We start from the raw sequence: 19,474 nt of genomic DNA on the forward strand, positions 1-19,474 counted from the left end.
CACCCCGGTCCCGGCACCGTCGCCGGCCCCGGGGACCGATCGGGCCCCGACACCGCCGCTCGCGCGCGCCACGGAGGTCCGATGCTCCTCTCGCCCCACGAACAGGAACGGCTGCTGGTGCACGGCGCCGCCGACGTGGCGCGGCGACGACGGGAGCGGGGGCTGCTGCTGAACCACCCCGAGGCGGTCGCGGTCCTCACCGACTGGGTGCTCGAGTCCGCACGCGACGGGATGTCGGTCGCCGCGATCATGTCCGAGGGGCGCGACGTGCTCGACACCTCCGACGTGATGGAGGGCGTCGAGGTGCTCATCGACGAGCTCCAGGTGGAGGCGACGTTCCCCGACGGGACGAAGCTGGTGACCCTGCACGGACCGATCCAACCGGCCGCGCTGGCGCCCGGCGACGATCCGGGCCCGGGGTCGCGGCTGGTCCCGGGCGAGGTGCTGCTCGGCGACGGCGACGTCGTGCTGCTCGAGGGCCGCGAGCTCGTCGCGTTGACGGTGCTCAACACCGGCGACCGCCCGGTCCAGGTCGGGTCCCACTTCCACTTCGCCGAGACCAACGAGGCGCTGCGCTTCGACCGCGCGGCGGCGGTCGGCCGGCGGCTCGCCGTCCCGGCCGGGACGAGCGTCCGGTTCGAGCCGGGCATCACGATGGAGGTCGAGCTCGTCGCGTTCGCCGGAGCGGGCGTGACCGCCGGGTTCCGTGGGCTGCACCCCCCGCCGGGGACGATCGACGGCACCCCGAGTGCGACCGGAGGCCGGTCGTGAGCGGCCCGGCGCTGTCGCGGGCCCGGTACGCCGCGCTCTACGGCCCGACCGCGGGCGATCGGATCCGGCTCGCGGACACGGACCTCCTGATCGAGATCGAGCAGGACCTCTGCGGCGGGCCGGGCCTCGCCGGCGACGAGGCCGTCTTCGGCGGCGGCAAGGTCATCCGCGAGTCCATGGGCCAGTCGCTGCGGACCGCGGCGCAGGGCGCACCCGACATGGTGATCACCGGCGCCGTCGTGCTCGACCACTGGGGCGTCGTCAAGGCGGACGTCGGCATCAAGGACGGCCGGATCACGGCGCTCGGAAAGGCCGGCAACCCGGACACCATGGACGGCGTCCACCCCGACCTCGTCATCGGTCCGTCGACCGAGGTGCTCGCCGGCAACGGCAGGATCCTCACGGCGGGTGCGATCGACTGCCACGTCCACCTGATCTGCCCGCAGGTGCTGGACACCGCGCTGGCGACCGGGATCACCACGGTGATCGGCGGGGGCACCGGACCGGCGGAGGGGACGAAGGCGACCACGGTGACCGCCTCGCCGTTCCACCTGTCGTCGATGCTCACCTCGATGGACGGTTGGCCGCTCAACCTCGTGCTGCTCGGCAAGGGCAACACGGTCTCGGCCGAGTCGATGTGGGAGCAGCTGCGCGCCGGTGCGAGCGGCTTCAAGCTCCACGAGGACTGGGGGTCGACGCCGGCGGCCATCGACGCGTGCCTGCGGGTGTGCGACGAGGCCGGCGTCCAGGCCTCGCTGCACACCGACACGCTGAACGAGGCGGGCTTCGTGGAGACGACGCTCGGGGCGATCGCCGGCCGGTCGATCCACTCGTACCACACCGAGGGTGCGGGCGGCGGCCACGCACCCGACATCATCACGGTCGCCGGCGAGCCGAACGTGCTGCCCAGCTCGACCAACCCGACGAGGCCCCACACCGTGAACACGGCGGACGAGCACCTCGACATGCTGATCGTCTGCCACCACCTCAACCCGTCGGTGCCCGAGGACCTGGCCTTCGCCGAGAGCCGGATCCGCCCGTCCACGATCGCGGCCGAGGACGTCCTGCACGACCTCGGCGCGATCTCGATGATCGGCTCGGACTCCCAGGCGATGGGCCGGATCGGCGAGGTGGTCATCCGGACGTGGCAGACCGCCCACGTCATGAAGCGGCGGCGCGGTGCGCTCGCGGGCGACGGCCGGGCCGACAACGAGCGGGCCAAGCGCTACGTGGCGAAGTACACGATCTGCCCGGCGGTCGCCCACGGCCTCGCCGGCGAGATCGGCTCCGTCGAACCGGGCAAGCTCGCCGACCTCGTCCTCTACGACCCGCGGTTCTTCGGCGTGCGACCCCACGTGGTCGTGAAGGGCGGCGTGATCGCCTGGGGTGCGATGGGCGACGCCAACGCGTCCATCCCGACGCCGCAGCCGGTGCTCCCCCGACCGATGTTCGGCGCCCACGGCCGCACCGCCGGCCACACGTCGCTGGCGTTCGTCGCCCCGGCCGCGGTCGACGACGGGCTGGCGGAGCGGCTGGGGCTCGCGCACCGCGTCGTGGCGGTCGAGGACTGCCGGGCCGTGACCAAGGCCGACATGGTGAACAACGACGCGCTCCCCGACATCGCCGTGGACCCCGACACCTTCATGGTGACCGTGGACGGCGACGAGATCGAGCAGGACCCGGCCCGGGAGCTCCCCATGGCCCAGCGGTACTTCCTCTTCTGAGCCGGAGCGGATCCACGTGTCGGTCGCCGCCCTGCTCCTCCTCGCCGACGGGCGGTTCCCCGACGGCGCCCACGCGCACAGCCACGGTCTGGAGGCCGCGGTCGACGCCGGGCGGGTCTGCGACGTCGCGTCGCTGGCCGCCTACGTGACGTGCCGCCTGTGGACCACGGGCCGGACCGACGTCGCCGCGACCCGGCTCGCGGCCGGTGGGGTGGACAGCGACGAGCTCGATGCGGCCTGGTGCGTGCGCACGCCGAGCGCCACCGCCAGGGCGACGGCGCGCTCGCTCGGGCGATCGCTGGCCCGGACCGCGTCGAGGGTGGTGCCGGGCCGGCCGATCGCGCTCGCCGACGGGCGGCCGCCGGTGCAGCCGGTCGCGCTCGGCCTGCTCGGGACGGCGGTCGGCTGCGACCCCGACGAGGCGGCCCTGGCCGCCGCGCACGGCACGGCCGCCACGCTCTCCGCCGCCGGGCTGCGCCTGCTGTCGCTCGACCCGTTCGACGTGGCCGCGGTGCTGCACGACCTCCGCACCGACGTGGACGACGTCGCCCGCTCGACCGTCGGGCTGGTCGCAGCGGACGACCTGCCCCACGCGTCGACCCCGTTCGCCGAGATCGACGTGGAGGCACAGTCGGCCATGCCCACCCGCCTGTTCCGCAGCTGACCCCCACCCACCGACGCGACCGCGAACGCGACCGCCCACGAACCAGGAGCGCCACCACCGTGCACGACATCGGGACCGACCACGACCACGACCACGACCACGGCTCCCCCCGGCGCGACCCGGTCGACGGCGCCTTCCGGGTGGGCATCGGCGGACCGGTGGGGACCGGCAAGACCGCGCTCGTGGCCGCCCTGTGCGCGCTCATGTCCGACGAGCTGCGCATCGGCGTCGTGACCAACGACATCTACACGACCGAGGACGCCGACACGCTCAAGCGCCGCGGCGTGCTCGACGCCGCCCGCATCGTGGCGGTCGAGACCGGGTGCTGCCCCCACACCGCGATCCGCGAGGACATCACCGCCAACCTCGACGCGATCGAGGACCTCGAGGCGCGCGAGGGCCCGCTCGACCTGGTCCTCGTCGAGAGCGGCGGCGACAACCTGACGCTCACGTTCTCGAAGGGCCTCGTGGACGTGCAGCTGTTCGTGCTCGACGTGGCGGGCGGCGACAAGGTCCCCCGGAAGGGCGGACCCGGGGTCACGCGCTCGGACCTCCTCGTCGTCAACAAGATCGACATCGCCCACCTCGTGCACGCCGACCTGGGCGTCATGGCGCGCGACGCCGCGGCGCAGCGGGGCGACCTGCCGACCGTCTTCGTCTCGCTCGACGCCCCCGAGGGCGCGGCACCGATCGCGACGTGGATCCGCGAGCAGATGCCCGCCGCCGCACCGGCTGCCGGCTGACCGGCCCCGCCGACGCGACCGCCGTGCACTCCCTTCTCCCATCCGACGCCGCGCCGGCCCCACCGGTCAGCGGGTGGACCGGGACCGAGCTCTCGGTCCGGCTCCGGCGGGGCGCGGGCGGGTCGGTGCGGGTCGACGGCGTGCTGTGCAGCGCGCCCGTGTGGTTCCGCTGGGACGGCGCCACGTTGTGGCTCGTCGGGTCCGGAGCCTCGCCCGTGGGCGAGGACCGCGTCCGCGTCACCGTGGACGTGGGAGCTGGCCTCGACGTGGCCGTGCGCTCGGTCGCCGCGACCGTGGTCTACGCGGCGCGCGGCGACGGCACCCGCTGGGAGACCCACCTCCGCGTCGCCGAGGGAGCGCGGGTCGACTGGCGCCCGGAGCCGGTGATCCTCACCCGGCGCGCCCGCCACGACGCGCGCACGACGGTCGACGCAGCCGCCGGCGCGCACGTCACGCTCGACGACGTGCTCGTCCTCGGCCGCGCCGACGAGGAGCACGGATCGCTCCGGTCGACCCTCGACGTGCAGGTCGAGGGCGAACGGGTGCTGCTCACCTCGATCGACACGTCGGTCCCCGGCTGGGCCGGCCCCGCCGGCACCGACGGCGCCCGCACCGTCGCCAACCGGCTCGTCGTCGGACCTCGGGACGACCGCCTCGGTCCGGACCGGCCGACGTGCTCGACGCCGGAGGCCGCCGGCACCGTGCTCGAGCCCGCCGACCCGTGCCGGCTCGGCGTCGCGGTCGCGTCGTCGGTCGACGCAGCTCGGGGCGCGCTCGACGCGCTGCTGCCGCGCCCCGACGACCGGACGTGACGGAACGCTCGCATCTGTGAGATGCGTGTCACGATCCGGAAACAGGGCCGTCAACGACAGGACACCTCCCGTCCATAGGTTCCCGCCACTCGCACATCCGTGCGGGATCGAAGGGAGACGTCAATGTCCTTGAAGACCCTGCGACCACTCATGGTCGTGCTGGCATCCATCGCCGCGCTGTCGCTGTTCGCGGCCGCGTGCAGCTCGGACGATGACTCGTCCAGCGGCAGCGACTCCGGGAGCAGCGGCGAGTCGGCCTCCGGGGACACCTGCGTCGAGGGTGACACCGTCAAGCTCGGCCTCCTGAACTCCACCTCCGGCCCGATGGCCATCTCCGAGCAGACCGTGCGGGACTCGCTCCTGCTCGCCGTCGACGAGATCAACGCCGCCGGCGGGATCATGGACAAGCAGATCGAGGTCGTCGAGGAGGACGGCCAGAGCGAGCCGACCGTCTTCGCCGAGAAGATCAACAAGCTCCTGACCCAGGACGAGGTCGCCGCCGTGTTCGGCGGGTGGACCTCGGCATCCCGCAAGGCGATGCTGCCGGTCGTCGAGGGCAACAAGGGCCTGCTCTTCTACCCCGTGCAGTACGAGGGCCTCGAGGCGTCGAAGAACATCTACTACACCGGCGCGACGACCAACCAGCAGATCATCCCGGCCATGGACTTCCTCAAGTCCAAGGGCGTGAAGACGCTGTTCCTGGCCGGTTCCGACTACGTGTTCCCCCGCACCGCGAACAAGATCATCAAGCAGTACGCGGAGGAGCTCGGGATCGAGATCGTCGGCGAGGAGTACGTCCCGCTCGACAGCGACGACTGGACGACGCAGGTCGCCAAGATCGCGGCGGCCAAGCCCGACTTCGTGTTCAACACGATCAACGGCTCGTCGAACGTCGGCTTCATCAAGGCGTACTACGAGGCCGGTCTCGGCCCGGACAACTCGCCGATCATCTCGGTGTCCATCGCCGAGGAGGAGGCCCCCGCCATGGGCGAGGACGTGACCGGCCAGTTCGCCGCCTGGAACTACTTCCAGAGCGTCGACAGCCCTGAGAACGCCACGTTCATCAAGGCCTTCCAGGACAAGTACGGCGCCGACCGCCCGACGTCGGACCCGATGGAGGCGGCCTACACGTCCATGTACCTCTACAAGAACATGGTCGAGAAGGCGAAGTCCTTCTGCGTCGACGCCGTCAACGAGGCGGCCGACGGCGTGACCTTCGCGGCGCCCGAGGGCAACGTCACGGTCAACGGCGACAACCACCACATCGCCAAGACGGGTCTGATCGGCCAGATCAACGCCGAGAACCAGTTCGACGTGGTCTGGAGCTCCGAGGCGCCGATCGAGCCCGATCCGTTCCTCGAGGGCTACGACTGGTGGGACCCGAACAAGGAGTGAGTCCCGGCCGGCCCACGCCGGCGTGACACACCGCCGGGTCGGGGGTGCCGTGCAGCGCACGGCACCCCCGACCGATCGGCGGCGACCTGTTCGGACGAGCGCCCCCGGCGCTCGGGACCCCTCTGAAAGCGGAGCATGGACGTCCTCACCACCCCCTTCCTCACCGGTACCGCCACCGGCGCCATCCTGTTGCTCGCCGCGCTCGGCCTGACGCTCACGTTCGGCCAGATGGGCGTCATCAACATGGCGAACGGCGAGTTCCTGATGGCCGGCGCCTACGCGGCCTACGTCACCCAGCAGGTGATCACCAGCACCGGGCTCTCGATCCTCGTCGCCATCCCGGTGGCGTTCGTGATCGCCGGGCTGCTCGGCCTCCTGCTCGAGGTGTCGGTCATCCAGTGGATGTACAAGAGGCCGCTCGACACGCTCCTCGTGACGGTCGGCGTGGCCATGGTCCTGCAGCAGCTCGCCAAGGACATCTTCGGCGCCCAGGGCGACCCGGTGAGCCCGCCGACGTGGCTGCGGGGCAGCATCGCCGTCTTCGGCTACGACTGGCCCCACCGGCAGCTCTTCACGATCGTGCTCGCGCTCGCCTCGCTCGGCGCGCTCAGCGCGGTCCTCAAGTACAGCTCGTTCGGTCGGCAGATCAGGGCCACGGTGCAGAACCGCGAGCTGGCGGAGACCATGGGCGTCTCGACCCGCAACGTCGATCGCATCACGTTCTTCCTCGGCTCCGGCCTGGCCGGCGTCGGCGGCGTCGCCATCGCCCTCATCTCCGGGACCAACCCGACGCTCGGGGCGACCTACATCATCCCGGCCTTCCTCGTCGTCGTGGCCGGCGGCGTCGGCCAGCTCAAGGGCACGGTGATCGCCGCGTGGGTGGTCGGCGTGGTCACGGCCTTCCTGACCGACTGGATCAGCGGCTCGATGGCGCAGGTCATCACGTTCGCCCTCGTGGTCGTGTTCCTGCAGATCCGACCCCAGGGCCTGTTCACCGTCCGGACGAGGTCGCTCGCATGACGACGACCACCGCCGAATCGGCCGATGCGCCGGACGCCACCGACGAGATCGAGTCCACCGGCGGTGCGCCCGGCCGGTTCTCGGCCGGCTCGCTGCTCCGCTCCTACGGCGCCCTCGTCGCCATCGCGGTCCTGGCGCTGGTCCTGCTCGTCTGGGCCCCCGGCGCGCTCACCCCGTTCCGACTCGGCAACCTCGGCAAGTACTGCGCCTGGGCGATGGCCGCGATCGGCATCGGGCTCGCCTGGGGCCGCGGCGGCATGCTCGTCATGGGCCAGGGCGTGTTCTTCGGCCTCGGGGGCTACGCCATGGCGATGCACATGAAGCTCGAGGCCGCCGGCCCCGGGCAGGTGCCCGACTTCATGGTCCTCTACGGCGACGCGACGATGCCGAGCTGGTGGGAGCCGTTCCGCAGCGGCCCGTTCACCCTGTTCGCGATCGTCGCGCTCCCGGCGGTCGTGTCGTTCATCCTGGGCTACGCGATCCTCAAGCGGCGCGTGAAGGGCGCGTACTTCGCCATCCTCACCCAGGCGCTGGCGGTCGCGTTCTCCACGCTGCTGATCGCCACGATCAAGCAGACCGGCGGGTTCAACGGCCTCAACACCTTCACCACGTTCTTCGGCCAGAACCTGTACGACCCCGGCGTGAAGAAGACCCTCTACATGATCGCCGCCGGGCTCGTGATCCTGTTCCTGGTCGTGGTGTGGCAGCTGTACCGGAGCCGGTTCGGCGAGCTGCTCGTCGCCACGCGCGACGCCGAGGAGCGCATCCGGTTCCTCGGCTACGACCCCGCCAACATCAAGCTCGTGGCGTTCGTCGTGGCGGCGATCATGGCCAGCGTCGGCGGGGCGATGTTCGCCCCGATCGCGGGCATCATCTCGCCGTCGAACGTCGACGCCGCCGCCTCGATCATGATGATCGCCGGCGTGGCCCTCGGCGGTCGGGCCTCGCTGCTCGGCCCGGCGCTCGGCGCGATCGCCGTGGGCTACGGGCAGTCCTCGCTCTCGGAGGCGTTCCCGACCCAGTGGACCTACTTCCAGGGTGCGCTGTTCATCTTCGTCATCCTCCTGCTCCCCGGCGGCATCGCCTCGCTCTGGCCGAGGATCAAGGCGCGGTGGGCGAGCCGGTCGTCGAAGGACGACCGCACCGACGTCGAGCTGGTGAACGCCGAGGCGGAGGCGATCGCATGACGACCTCCTTCCTCGGCGAGGACTACCTCGAGATCCGCGGGCTGACCGTGGACTTCGACGGGTTCAAGGCGATCGACGGCGTGGACGTGACGCTCCTGCAGGGCCGGCTCCACTTCCTCATCGGACCCAACGGCGCCGGGAAGACCACGCTGGTCGACGCCCTCACCGGACTGGTCCGGGGCACCGGCGAGGCCATGTTCCGGAACCGCGACCTGTTGGAGATGAAGGCGCACAAGATCGTGCGGCTCGGGGTCGGTCGCACCTTCCAGACGGCGACCGTCTTCGAGCAGCTGAGCGTGCTCCAGAACCTCGACATCGCCGACGGCGTGCACCGCAGGGCCCGGAGCCTGCTGCGGGCGCGACGGTCCGTGTCGGAGCGGGTCGAGGAGGCGCTCGAGATGATCGGGCTCAGCGATCTCGCGCACCGGCCCGCCGGCATCCTCGCCCACGGCCAGAAGCAGTGGCTCGAGGTGGGCATGCTCCTGGTGCAGGACGCCAAGGTGATGTTCCTCGACGAGACGGTGGCCGGCATGAGCACCGACGAGCGGGAGGAGACCGGTGACCTGCTGCGGCGCATCGCCCCCGACCGCACGATCGTGGTCATCGAGCACGACATGGAGTTCATGCGCCGCTACGCCGACTTCGTGACGGTGATGGACGCCGGCAAGGTGCTGGCCGAGGGGACGGTGGCCGAGATCCAGGCGGACCCGAAGGTGCAGGAGGTCTACCTGGGGACCGTGACGGAGGTGGCGGCAGATGGCTGATCCGATGCTCGAGCTGGTCGACGTGACCGCGGGCTACGGGCGGACGATGGTCCTGTTCGACGTCGGCGTGTCGATCCCCAAGGGCGGCGCCGCCGCCGTGATGGGCCACAACGGTGCCGGCAAGACCACGCTGCTGCGGGTCGCCGTCGGACTGCTGCCGGTGAAGTCCGGCAAGGTCCTCCTGGACGGTGAGGACGTGACCAGGACCAAGCCCAACCAGCGCGTGAAGCGCGGCCTCGGCTACGTCCCGCAGGGCCAGCTCTGCTTCCCGCAGATGACGACCCTCGAGAACCTGCAGCTGGTCTCCACCGTGAGATCGGAGATCGACGAGGTGCTCGACACCTTCCCGGCGCTCACCGACCTGCTGGGCCGGCGGGCCGGCCTGCTGTCGGGCGGGCAACGCCAGCAGCTGGCCATCGCCCGGACCCTCCTGACCAAGCCGCGCCTGCTCATCCTCGACGAGCCGACCGAGGGCATCCAGCCCAACGTCGTCGCCGAGATCGAGCAGGTGATCGTCGACCTCACCAAGCGGGGCGACCTCACGGTGCTGCTCGTCGAGCAGCACGTCGGGTTCGCGCTCCGCTCGACCGACCGCTACTACGTGCTCGAGTCCGGTCGCATCACCGGCAGCGGGGACGGGGGCGAGGGCGCGCTCGACGAGGTCCGGTCCGCCATGGCGGTCTGATCGACCGGCGACGGCACCCACGGTCGAGGTCGACGGCCCGCCCGGCAGATGCCGGCGCGCTCAGCCGATGCGGGCGGCCTGGCCGCCGTCGACCGCGAGCACCACGCCGGTGACGAACGCGGCCTCGTCGGACGCCAGGAACAGCGCGGCGTTGGCGACGTCCCAGGCGGACCCCTGCCGCCCGAGCGGGACCAGCGCGGCCCGGCCGGCGGCGTACTCGGCGCGGTCCACGTCGAGCGCCTCGGCCGCGGCGTCGACCGCCATCGGCGTGTCGATGAACCCGGGCATGATCGCGTTCGCCCGCACGCCGTGCCGGGCGTTCGACAGCGCCAGGCTCTGCGTCAGGGCGTTCACGCCGGCCTTCGACAGCTTGTAGGCGGTGAGGGTCGTGGCCGCCGCGACCGCGGCCAGCGAGGACACGTTCACGATCGCGCTGCGCTCCTGCTCGCGCAGCACGGGCACCGCGGCGCGGCACGTGCGCCACAGCGCCCGCAGGTTGACGTCCATGATCCGGTCGTAGGCCTCGTCGCCGAGGCGGTGCGGCGGGGCGTCGCCCGCACCGATGCCGACGTTGTTGTGCAGGACGTCGAAGCCGCCGCGGGCCTCGACGGCGGCGGCGACGAGCGAGTCGGGACCGTCGTCCGCCGAGATGTCGACGACCACCTCGACCGGCGCCGGGAGCTCGTGGCCTGCGCCGGCGGCGGCCTCGGCGGCCAGGCGGGCGGTCTCGGCCAGGCTCGACGGGTCGCGGTCCGCCAGCACCAGGGCCGCGCCCTCCCGGGCGAACGTGATCGCCACCGCCCGCCCGTTGCCGACCGTCTCCCCCGCCGTCTGGCCCGCTCCGACGACGACGGCGGTGCGGCCGGCCAACCGGCCCACGCCGGCGACGGCGCCGCCGTCGCTCACGGCTCGACCCGCACGTGGCCGATCGCCGGCAGCGGCCCCTCGGGCTCGACGCCGACCGATCGCAGCATCCCCGCCAGCATGGCGTAGTGGCCGGCGAGCATCGTGAGCTCGATGAGCTGCTGGTCGGTCCAGCCGAGGCGGGTCAGCGCGTCCCAGGTCGCGTCGGACATGCGATGCCCGTCGACCAGCTCCTCGGTCGCGGTCAGGACGGCCAGGTCGACCGCGTCCCAGCCGCCCGGCTCCGTCGGGACCGCGCAGGCGAGGATCTCGTCGTCGGACAGGCCGGCGTCGCGGCCGATGCCCACGTGCTGGCCCCACTCGTAGTCCGACCCGCAGAGCGCAGCGGTGCGCAGGATCGCGAGCTCCCTCGCCCGGGGCGTCAGCGTGCTGCCCTGGAGCAGCCGTCCCCCGAACGGGAGCCAGCTGCGGAACAGCTTCGGGTGCACCGCCAGGGTGCGGAAGATGTGCAGCGCGGCCATCGGGCCGAGGGGCTCGAGGGCGGCGAGCTGCGCCTCGGTCGCGTCCGCGTCGGCGAGGGGCGCGATCTTCGGTGGGGTATGGGGATCGGACACGCCGGCACCCTAGGACGGCCGTCCGCTCCCCCGCCCCGCCGGCTCTGTTCCCCTGCCCCACCGCTCTGTTCGCCCGCCCCGCCGGCTCTGTTCCCGGATCCTGGGGTGTTCACCACAGGATCCGGGAACGAAGCGGGCCCGCCGGCCGTGACGGCAGGCGAGCGGTCAGTCGAACTTCTCGGAGCGGACCTCGAAGCCGGCGCGCGACAGGGTGGCCCGCACCGAGTCGACCATCCCGGGGTGGCCGCAGACGTACGCCACCGTCGAGGCCGGGTCGAGGTCGCCGGCGACCTGCTCGGCCAGCGGGTCGACGCGACCGGCGCTGACGCGACCGGTGCTGCCGCTGATCGTCGAGCGGTACTCGACCCGGCGGTCCGCCGAGGCCAGCGACCCCAGCTCGGCCCGGTACGGCAACCGGTCGGGGGTGCTGGCGCCGTGCAGCACGACGAAGCGGCCGGGGAGGCCACGGTGCAGCGAGTCGCGCAGCATCGACCGCAGCGGACCGATCCCCGTGCTCGTCGCGACCATCAGGTGGGTGTCGGCCGCCGGCTGCAGCACGAAGCGGCCCTTGGCCCGCGGCACGAGGTCGACCGCGTCGCCGGGGACCAGGCGGAACAGCGCCGGGCTGACCTTGCCGCCGGGCTGCAGGCCCACGCACAGCTCGAGGAACGGGTCGTGCGGCGCGGACGCGATCGAGAAGCTGGACCGGCCGACGCCCCCGACGCCGGCCTTCACGTACTGACCGGCGACGAACTCGAACCCCGGCGGTCGCTCGACGCGCAGCAGCCGGAGCGTGGGACCGACCTCTTCGACCTCGAGCAGCCGCCACCCCGTGCCATCGCCGGCGGACCGCTCTGGTGCGGCCGACCGCTCGGGTGCCGACGGCCCCGTGCCCGTCTCGACGGTCGCGGCGAGCGCCCCGGCTCGACGATCCGCGCCGCCGGCGCGGGACCGCCGGGCGCGCCGGTGGGCGACATGGGCGAACACGGCCTCGAGCGAGGCCTGGTCGGCCCCGGTCGCGCCGGGATCCGCGAGCGTGGACGGCGGCCCGCCGCCGACCCGGTCGAGCGCGGCCCGCCGGAGCCTGCGCTCGTAGAGCCCCACGCCCGCCGGGTCGACCACCCTGGCCCCGCTGCGCCTACGAGGCGGCGGCGCGGTCCTGCGCGACCGCGTCCATCTCCAGGTACTCCTCGCCGGTGTCGGCCCAGTCCTCGAACTGGGTCACGCCGAGCACGTCGAACCGCTTGCGGAGCCAGCCGTCGTTGGCGTCGAGCAGGCCCAGCTTCTTGCAGTTCGGGACGATCTTGGAGAACAGGAGCTGCTGGAACGGGTCCTGGTTCTTGACCTCCTCGGGGACGTCGAAGAGCTTCAGCGCCTTGCGGACGTCGATGCCCATCCGGTCCCAGACCTCCTGCTGGAGGAAGCGGTCCCGCATGCGGACGGCGGCCTCGAACGCGAACTCCTGGCGCTCCAGCAGCTCGGCGTCGGTCAGCCCCGCGTAGAACTCCTGCAGCGACAGCACGCCGAAGGCCACGTGGCGGGCCTCGTCGCTCATCACGTAGCGGAGCAGCTGCTTGAGCAGCGGGTCGGGCGTCGTCTGCATCGCCATGCCGAACGCGGCGAGCGCCAGGCCCTCGACCATGATCTGCATGCCCAGGTAGGTCATGTCCCAGCGGCTGTCCTCGATGATGTCGTCGAGCAGCAGCTTCAGGTGGGCGTTGATCGGGTAGTGACCGTCGAGCTTGGTGTCGAGGTACTGGGCGAAGACCTCCACGTGGCGGGCCTCGTCCATCACCTGCGTGGCGGCGTAGTACTTGGCGTCGATCCACGGCACGGTCTCGACGATCTTGGCGGTGCAGAGCAGCGCGCCCTGCTCGCCGTGCATGAACTGGCTCAGCGACCAGTTCTGCACCTGGTGGGCCAGCTCGACCCACTCGGCGCGGTCCCACTTCTCGAACGGCGTGCCGGTGAAGTCCACCCCGCGGGTCTGGAACTCCATCTGCTGCATGTCCGCCATCATCTCGGCGAACTGCTGCTGGTCGACGTCCTGGGACCAGTCGAGGTCGGTCTGGCCGTTCCACTGGGAGTGCTTGGCCTTCTCGTAGAGCTTGTTGAGCGCCGGGCGGGCGCCCTTCTCGTAGTCCCACGTGAAGATGGCGTCCGCGTTGTCGCGGACCGCGTGGATCGCCTCGTCCACATCGGTGTTGACCGTGGTGAGGATCGCTTCGAGGTCGTCGACGTCGTGACGGCCGAGGATCTGCTCATCGGTGGACATGGGAACCCCCTTCGTCGCGCGACCTGCACCGCCGGCCGGTCCGGCGCCGAGCGGGTCGCGACGCCTCCAGCCTGCCACAGCGGGCCCGGGACCGGACGGTGCGGCACGAACGGGGCTCAGGTGCGGCGGCCGCGGCCCGGACGCGACACGGCCACCCGGACCGCCTCCCGGGGGAGGTCGGTCGGGTGGCCGTGTCGACCTCCGATGGTGGCGACGCTCAGGCGCCGATGCCGAGGAGTCGCAGGATCGACAGGATCGTCGAGACGTCGCTGAGGGTGCAGCCGCTGCTGAAGATCGCAGCGCCGCCGACGAGGCCGCCCAGGGCCACGTTCCGGCGGACCGCCCGGCGACGGCGCGCCGCCGTCGTCAGCTCACGTGCGTCGGCCACCTCGGTGGTCTCCGTGTCCACGTCCATCACGTCCATGTCATCGCCCCCTTGCTGGGTCGCCCGGCCCCCACGGCCGAACGTGGTTCAGGAAACGGTACACGCGATCCCGGGGCCCGACGACGATCAGTCGTCGGGCGCGAACCGGGCCGGCGCCACCGGCGCGTGGACCGTGGCGGGACCCGGCCGGTCCGGCCGCGGGCAGCGGCCCGGCCGGTCGTAGGCTCGGGCCATGACGAGCTGGTTCGACACCCACGAGGTCACCAACCAGCCGCCCCCGCTCGAGGGCCACGACGTGTTCGCGACGAACACAGCCCTCGTCGAGGCGGTCGAACGCCACGGCGGCGCCGCCAACCGGGCGGACCTGTCGGCCATCGGTCGGCGTGCCGGCGAGCCCGAGTGGCAGGAGCGGGGCCGGCAGGCCAACGCGCACGTGCCGGTCCTGCGGACCCACGACCGGTACGGCAACCGGCTCGACGTCGTGGACTACCACCCCGCGTACCACGACCTGATGGCGGCGTCGGTCGGCGCCGGGCTCCACGCGTCACCGTGGGCCGACGACCGTCCCGCACCCCACGTCACCCGGGCCGCGGGCATGGTCACCTGGTACCAGGTCGACGCCGGCCACACGTGCCCCATCTCGATGACCTACTCGGCGGTGCCGGCGCTGCGGCACCAGCCCGACCTGGCCGATCGTCTCCTCCCGCAGCTGGTGTCGCACGCCTACGACGGCGCCAACCGCCCCGTCGACACCAAGGCCGGCATCACCGTCGGCATGGCGATGACCGAGAAGCAGGGCGGCTCCGACGTCCGGGCCAACACGACGGTCGCCCGACCGGTCGGCGCGGGCGGACCCGGCGGCGAGCACCTGCTCACCGGCCACAAGTGGTTCTGCTCGGCGCCGATGTCGGACGGGTTCCTCGTCCTCGCCAACGCCCCCGGCGGCCTGAGCTGCTTCTGGATGCCGCGCTGGCGGCCCGACGGCTCGCGCAACCCGATCCGGATCCAGCGGCTCAAGGACAAGCTCGGCGACCGCTCCAACGCGTCGTCCGAGATCGAGATGCTCGACACGTGGGCCCTGATGGTCGGCGAGGAGGGCCGCGGCGTCCGCACGATCATCGAGATGGTCAACCACACCCGTCTCGACTGCACGCTCGGGTCGACCGCGGTCTTGCGCCAGGGCGTCGCCCAGGCGACCTGGCACACCCACCACCGCGCCGCGTTCGGCCGGACGCTCGACGAGCAGCCGCTCATGGCGAACGTGCTCGCCGACCTCGCCCTCGAGTCCGAGGCCGCGACCGCGGCCGCCATCCGGCTCGCGGCCACGTTCGACGCCCCCGACGATCCGGCGGAGCAGCTCTTCGCCCGGCTGGCCACGCCGGTCGTCAAGTACTGGACCTGCAAGCGGGCGACCGTGCACGCGGTCGAGGCCATGGAGTGCCTCGGCGGCGTGGGCTTCGTCGAGGAGACCGACATGCCGCGGCTCCTCCGCCAGAGCCCGGTCAACGGGATCTGGGAGGGCTCCGGCAACGTCATGTGCCTCGACGTGCTGCGGGCGATGCTCAAGGCGCCCGAGTCCGTCGACGCGTACTGGGACGAGGTCGAGCTCGCCGCCGGCGCGGACGCCCGCCTCGACGCCGCCGCGGTCGCGCTGCGCAAGGAGCTGGCCGACGTCGACGACGCCGAGCTGCGGGCCCGGTCGATCGTCGAGGACATGGCGCTGGTCCTGCAGGGGTCCCTGCTCGTGCGCCACTCCCCCGGGTTCGTCGCCGACGCGTTCTGCGCCTCACGGCTCGACCCCGACCGCCCGGGCCACCGGGCGTTCGGCACGCTGCCCCCGGGGCTCGACCTCGCCGCGATCGTCGACCGCCACCGCCCGACGACCTGAACCCGTTCTGGCTGTCGTTCTGCCGGCCAGGACCGGGAGAACGACAGCCAGTTCGGTGGATGGCGCCGGCTGCGGCCCCGGGGCCCGGGCGCCCTACCATCGCCGCGTGCCCGAACCGGTCCGACCCGTCGTCGACGGCGGCGATCCGCTCGACGCGGACCCCCGACGTCCCCGGCGCGGCCCGATCGATCCGGCGCTGCTCCAGCTCGCCCCGTCGCTGCGCCGCCACCTCGTGGTGTGCGCCGGGTTGGCGGTCGTGGCCACGGTCGTCGTCCTGGCCCAGGCCGAGGTCATCGGGCGCCAGCTGCCCCACCTGATCGACGGCGACCTCAGCGCCGCCGCCCCGCTCGCCGCCGCGCTCGCCGCCATCGCCCTGGTGCGGCTCGGGCTCCGGTGGGGCACCGAGGTGTCGGCCTCGATCGCCGCCGCCGGGGCGCGCCGGGCGATCACCGACCGGGTGGTGCGCCACGCCCTCGCGGTGGACGAGCCGGGCGCCGCCGAGGCCACCCCGGCCCGGGTCACCACGCTGGTCACCGACGGCGTCGACGCGCTCGACCCGTGGATCCGCAACTACGTGCCGGCCCTGTGCCTCGCGGGGGTGGTGCCGCTGGCGGCCGGGGCGCGCATCCTGCTGGCCGACGTCGCCTCGGCGGTGATCCTGCTCGTGGCGATCCCCCTCATCCCCGTGTTCATGGTGCTGATCGGGAAGCTGGCCGAGGACCGTGCCAACCGGCAGTGGGCCACCCTCCAGCGGCTGGCCGGGCACTTCCACGACGTGCTGGTCGGCCTGCCGACGCTGCGCCTGTTCGGCCGGGCCGAGGCGCAGGTCGGGCGCGTGCGGGCCGTCGCCGAGCAGTACCGGCTGGCCGTGATGCGCACGCTCAAGGTGGCGTTCCTCTCGGCGGCGACGATGGAGCTGCTGGCGATGCTGTCGGTCGCGCTCGTCGCCGTCACGGTCGGGTACCGGCTGACGATCGGTGCGGTCACGCTCGAGACCGCGCTCATCGTGCTGCTGCTCGCCCCGGAGTGCTCGCTGCCGATCCGGCGGGTGGGCGCCGCCTTCCACGCCGCGCAGGCCGGGACCGACGCCGCCGAGGAGCTCAAGGACCTGCTCCGCACGTCGACCACGCCCGACGGTCCGGTCGACGCCCTCCCCGCGGTGGACGACGAGCGTCCCGTCCTGCGGATCGGTGGCGCCACAGTGGTCGACCCCGAGCGGGGCCGGCGCGTCGGTCCGGTCGACGCCACCGTCGCCGCCGGCACCGTCGTCGCGCTGGTCGGCGCGAGCGGGGCCGGCAAGTCCACGCTGCTCGACGCCGTCCGCGGTCGTGTCCCGCTGCACCGGGGGGCCGTGGAGCTCGAGGGGATCGACGTCACCCGGCTCTCGCGACGGGCGCGGACCGCGGCGATCGCGTGGGTGCCGCAGCTGCCCGAGCCCGTCGGCGCCGACGTGCGGGCCGCGGTCGGCGGCCGGCCCGACGACGGCGACGGCGAGCGCGATCGGGGCCCGGACCGGGTGGAGGTGGACCGGGCGCTGGCGGCGCTCGACCTGTCGCCGCTCGCCGACCGCGCTCCCCAGGAACTGTCGGGCGGCGAGCGCCAGCGGGTCGCGGTGGCCAGGGCGGTGGTGGCCACCGCTCGACGCGATGCCGGCGGCGTGCGGCTCCTCCTGGCCGACGAGCCGACCTCGCACCTCGATCCACGACGAGCGGACCTCGTGCTGGCCGCCCTGCGGTCGGTCGCCGACGCCGGCACCGCGGTCGTCGTCGCCACCCACGACAGCCGCCTGATCGAGGCCGCGGACCAGGTCGTGCTGCTGGACGACCTCCCCAGCTCCGCGGACGGCTTCGCCGCCGCACCATCGAGCCACGCCGACGCCGACCCGGCCGCTCCTCGGCGAGGCGCGGGGGCGGCGCCGATCGGCACCTCGACCGGCACCTCGAGCGACGACGCCGACCTCGACGCCGACCTCGGCGACGAGCCGGCCGAGGGCGTCGGGGCGGGGGGCGGCGATCTCGCCTGGTTCCGCCGGATGGCCCGGCCGGTCCGGGCCCGGCTCCTGCTCGCCCGCGCCCTCGGCGTGGCGGCCGAGTTGTGCACCGTCGGGCTGGCCGCCACGGCGGCCTGGCTGATCGTGCGGGCGTCGCAGGGCCCGTCGTTCGCCGACCTCGCAGTGGCGGCGGTCGCCGTCCGGGCCTTCGGCCTGGGCAAGGGCGTCCTGCGCTACGTCGAACGGCTGGTCTCCCACGACGCGGTGTTCCGCCTGCTCGCCGACGTGCGGGGCGCGGTGGTCGGGCGGCTGGGCCAGGTCGCGCCGGCCGGCGTGCCCGGCATGGCGCGCGGCGACGTCATGTCACGCGTCGTCGACGACGTCGACCGGCTCGCCGACGAGGAGCTGCGGGTCATGGGCCCGATGGTCGCCGGGCTCACCGTCGGCGTGGGCGTCGTGGCCGGCGCCGCGCTCGCCGCCCCCGGCTACGGCGCCGTCTACGCCGTCGCGGTGGCGGTCGTGGGCATCGGGCTGCCCGCCGTCACGCGCCTCCTGACCGCGCGGACCGCCGCCCGGCAGGCTGCGGCGCGGTCGGACCTGGCCGGCGGCACGCTCGAGCTGGTCGAGCACGTCGACGAGCTGACGACGACCGGCGCCGCCGGCGACTGGACCGCCCGCATCTCGGGCGCGGTCGCCCGGCTCGGGATCGAGCAGCGGCGCCGCGGCCGGCGGGTCGGCCTGGTCGAGGGCGTCGCCGCCGCCACCGCTCCCCTGCTCGCCGCCGCCGTGGTGGTCGTCGACCGCGCCGCCGGCGGCGTCGTCGACGGCCCGGTCCTCGGCGTCCTCGTGCTCGTGCCGTTCGCCCTGCTCGAGGTGCTGACGCCCCTGCTGGCGGCCGGCGAGCAGCAGGCCGCCGTCCACACCGCCGCCCGCCGGCTCCGCGCCGTGCTCGAGGCCCCCGACCCGGTGGTCGAGCCTGCGTCACCGGTCGCCGTGCCGGCCGATCCGGTGGTCGCGCTCGACGACGTGGCGCTGCGCTGGCCACGGGCCACGGCCGAGGTGGTGACCGGGCTCGACCTCCGCCTCTCGCCCGGCGAGCACGCGCGCATCGACGGACCGAGCGGCTCGGGCAAGTCGACGGTCGCGGCGGCGCTCGTGCGCTTCATCGAGGTGCAGGACGGGACGTACCGGCTCGGTGGCGTGGACACCGCGCTGGAGGGCGGCGACCACGTGCGCCGCGTCGTGACGTGGTGCCAGCAGTCGCCGTGGCTGGCCGCCACCTCGCTGCGCGAGAACCTCCACATCGCCGCGCCGCACGCCGACGACGACGAGCTGTGGGCGGCGCTCGACGCCGTCCGCCTGTCGGACTGGGCGATCGGCCTGCCCGACGGGCTGTCGACCCTGGTCGGGCGGGACGGTTCGGCCATGAGCGGCGGCCAGCGCCAGCGCCTCGCGCTGGCGCGGGTGCTGCTCGCGGATCACCGCGTGGTCGTGCTCGACGAGCCCACCGCGCACCTCGACGCCGCCACCGCCCGCGCCGTGATGGCCGACCTGCTCGACGCCCTCGGCGACCGCACGGTCCTGGTGCTCGGCCACGGCACCGGCACGGTGGGCGACGGCCCGACCGTCGACTGGTCGACGATCGACCTGTCGCGGCTCGACCCCGCCCCCACGTCCCGCTGACCCGCCTCAC

The 19,474-nt window shown here is 73.4% G+C and carries 17 protein-coding genes; 12 read left to right on the forward strand and 5 right to left on the reverse strand.

The features are described from left to right. The first annotated feature begins 81 nt into the window (after positions 1-81). The 10 genes from LH044_RS03225 to LH044_RS03270 all read left to right on the forward strand — a co-directional run bounded on the left by LH044_RS03225 (position 82) and on the right by LH044_RS03270 (position 9,765). Entirely contained in the window at positions 82-771 is a 690-nt protein-coding gene (locus LH044_RS03225; protein ID WP_227758361.1) for an urease subunit gamma, read from the forward strand. Then, positions 768-2,495 carry an urease subunit alpha gene (locus LH044_RS03230; RefSeq protein ID WP_227758362.1) on the forward strand — a complete coding sequence of 576 codons (1,728 nt, stop codon included), beginning with the start codon at positions 768-770 and terminating at the stop codon, positions 2,493-2,495. Before LH044_RS03225 ends, LH044_RS03230 begins: the two co-directional genes overlap by 4 nt. Positions 2,496-2,511: 16 nt before the next feature. Beyond that, a complete protein-coding gene (locus LH044_RS03235) occupies positions 2,512-3,159 on the forward strand; it encodes an urease accessory protein UreF (protein ID WP_227758363.1) in 648 nt (215 codons plus the stop codon). Positions 3,160-3,218: 59 nt separating this feature from the next. Continuing rightward, positions 3,219-3,902 carry an urease accessory protein UreG gene (gene ureG / locus LH044_RS03240; RefSeq protein WP_227758364.1) on the forward strand — a complete coding sequence of 228 codons (684 nt, stop codon included), beginning with the start codon at positions 3,219-3,221 and terminating at the stop codon, positions 3,900-3,902. Beyond that, the gene (locus LH044_RS03245) at positions 3,857-4,714 is read left to right on the forward strand and encodes an urease accessory protein UreD (RefSeq protein WP_227758365.1); all 858 of its coding nucleotides are present in this window, start codon (positions 3,857-3,859) and stop codon (positions 4,712-4,714) included. The genes ureG and LH044_RS03245 overlap by 46 nt, the downstream gene beginning before the upstream one ends. A 123-nt stretch (positions 4,715-4,837) precedes the next feature. Then, positions 4,838-6,109, forward strand: a complete 1,272-nt coding sequence (gene urtA / locus LH044_RS03250) for an urea ABC transporter substrate-binding protein (protein WP_227758366.1) — start codon at positions 4,838-4,840, stop codon at positions 6,107-6,109. Between the two features lie 135 nt (positions 6,110-6,244). Beyond that, positions 6,245-7,129, forward strand: coding sequence for an urea ABC transporter permease subunit UrtB (gene urtB, locus LH044_RS03255; protein WP_227758367.1), 885 nt, complete (start codon positions 6,245-6,247; stop codon positions 7,127-7,129). Then, positions 7,126-8,316: an urea ABC transporter permease subunit UrtC gene (gene urtC, locus LH044_RS03260; RefSeq protein ID WP_227758368.1), complete on the forward strand. Its 1,191-nt coding sequence runs from the start codon at positions 7,126-7,128 to the stop codon at positions 8,314-8,316. The genes urtB and urtC overlap by 4 nt, the downstream gene beginning before the upstream one ends. Then, on the forward strand, positions 8,313-9,080 hold the full coding sequence (gene urtD, locus LH044_RS03265) for an urea ABC transporter ATP-binding protein UrtD (RefSeq protein ID WP_227758369.1): 768 nt from the start codon (positions 8,313-8,315) through the stop codon (positions 9,078-9,080). Before urtC ends, urtD begins: the two co-directional genes overlap by 4 nt. Positions 9,081-9,084: 4 nt before the next feature. After that, a complete protein-coding gene (locus LH044_RS03270) occupies positions 9,085-9,765 on the forward strand; it encodes an ATP-binding cassette domain-containing protein (RefSeq protein ID WP_374210586.1) in 681 nt (226 codons plus the stop codon). Between the two features lie 60 nt (positions 9,766-9,825). Here the strand turns inward: LH044_RS03270 and LH044_RS03275 are convergent, their stop codons facing one another. The 5 genes from LH044_RS03275 to LH044_RS03295 form a co-directional block, all read right to left on the reverse strand. Beyond that, on the reverse strand, positions 9,826-10,671 hold the full coding sequence (locus LH044_RS03275) for an SDR family NAD(P)-dependent oxidoreductase (protein WP_227758371.1): 846 nt from the start codon (positions 10,669-10,671) through the stop codon (positions 9,826-9,828). Then, positions 10,668-11,243: a carboxymuconolactone decarboxylase family protein gene (locus LH044_RS03280; RefSeq protein ID WP_227758372.1), complete on the reverse strand. Its 576-nt coding sequence runs from the start codon at positions 11,241-11,243 to the stop codon at positions 10,668-10,670. Before LH044_RS03280 ends, LH044_RS03275 begins: the two co-directional genes overlap by 4 nt. 165 nt (positions 11,244-11,408) lie before the next feature. Then, positions 11,409-12,365 (reverse strand): ferredoxin reductase domain-containing protein, encoded by a 957-nt coding sequence (locus LH044_RS03285; RefSeq protein WP_227758373.1) that lies wholly within the window; start codon positions 12,363-12,365, stop codon positions 11,409-11,411. A 16-nt stretch (positions 12,366-12,381) separates the two neighbouring features. Continuing rightward, a complete protein-coding gene (locus LH044_RS03290) occupies positions 12,382-13,518 on the reverse strand; it encodes a ferritin-like domain-containing protein (protein WP_227758374.1) in 1,137 nt (378 codons plus the stop codon). Positions 13,519-13,735: 217 nt separating this feature from the next. Beyond that, positions 13,736-13,942 (reverse strand): hypothetical protein, encoded by a 207-nt coding sequence (locus LH044_RS03295; protein WP_227758375.1) that lies wholly within the window; start codon positions 13,940-13,942, stop codon positions 13,736-13,738. Between the two features lie 193 nt (positions 13,943-14,135). Between LH044_RS03295 and LH044_RS03300 the strand changes: the two genes are divergently transcribed. Both LH044_RS03300 and cydD read left to right on the forward strand, forming a co-directional pair. Beyond that, entirely contained in the window at positions 14,136-15,791 is a 1,656-nt protein-coding gene (locus LH044_RS03300; RefSeq protein ID WP_227758376.1) for an acyl-CoA dehydrogenase family protein, read from the forward strand. Between the two features lie 106 nt (positions 15,792-15,897). Further along, positions 15,898-19,464 (forward strand): thiol reductant ABC exporter subunit CydD, encoded by a 3,567-nt coding sequence (cydD, locus tag LH044_RS03305; protein ID WP_227758377.1) that lies wholly within the window; start codon positions 15,898-15,900, stop codon positions 19,462-19,464. Positions 19,465-19,474: the final 10 nt, after the last annotated feature.

It is taken from the genome of Dermatobacter hominis (assembly GCF_020715685.1).
Taxonomy (GTDB): domain Bacteria; phylum Actinomycetota; class Acidimicrobiia; order Acidimicrobiales; family Microtrichaceae; genus Dermatobacter; species Dermatobacter hominis.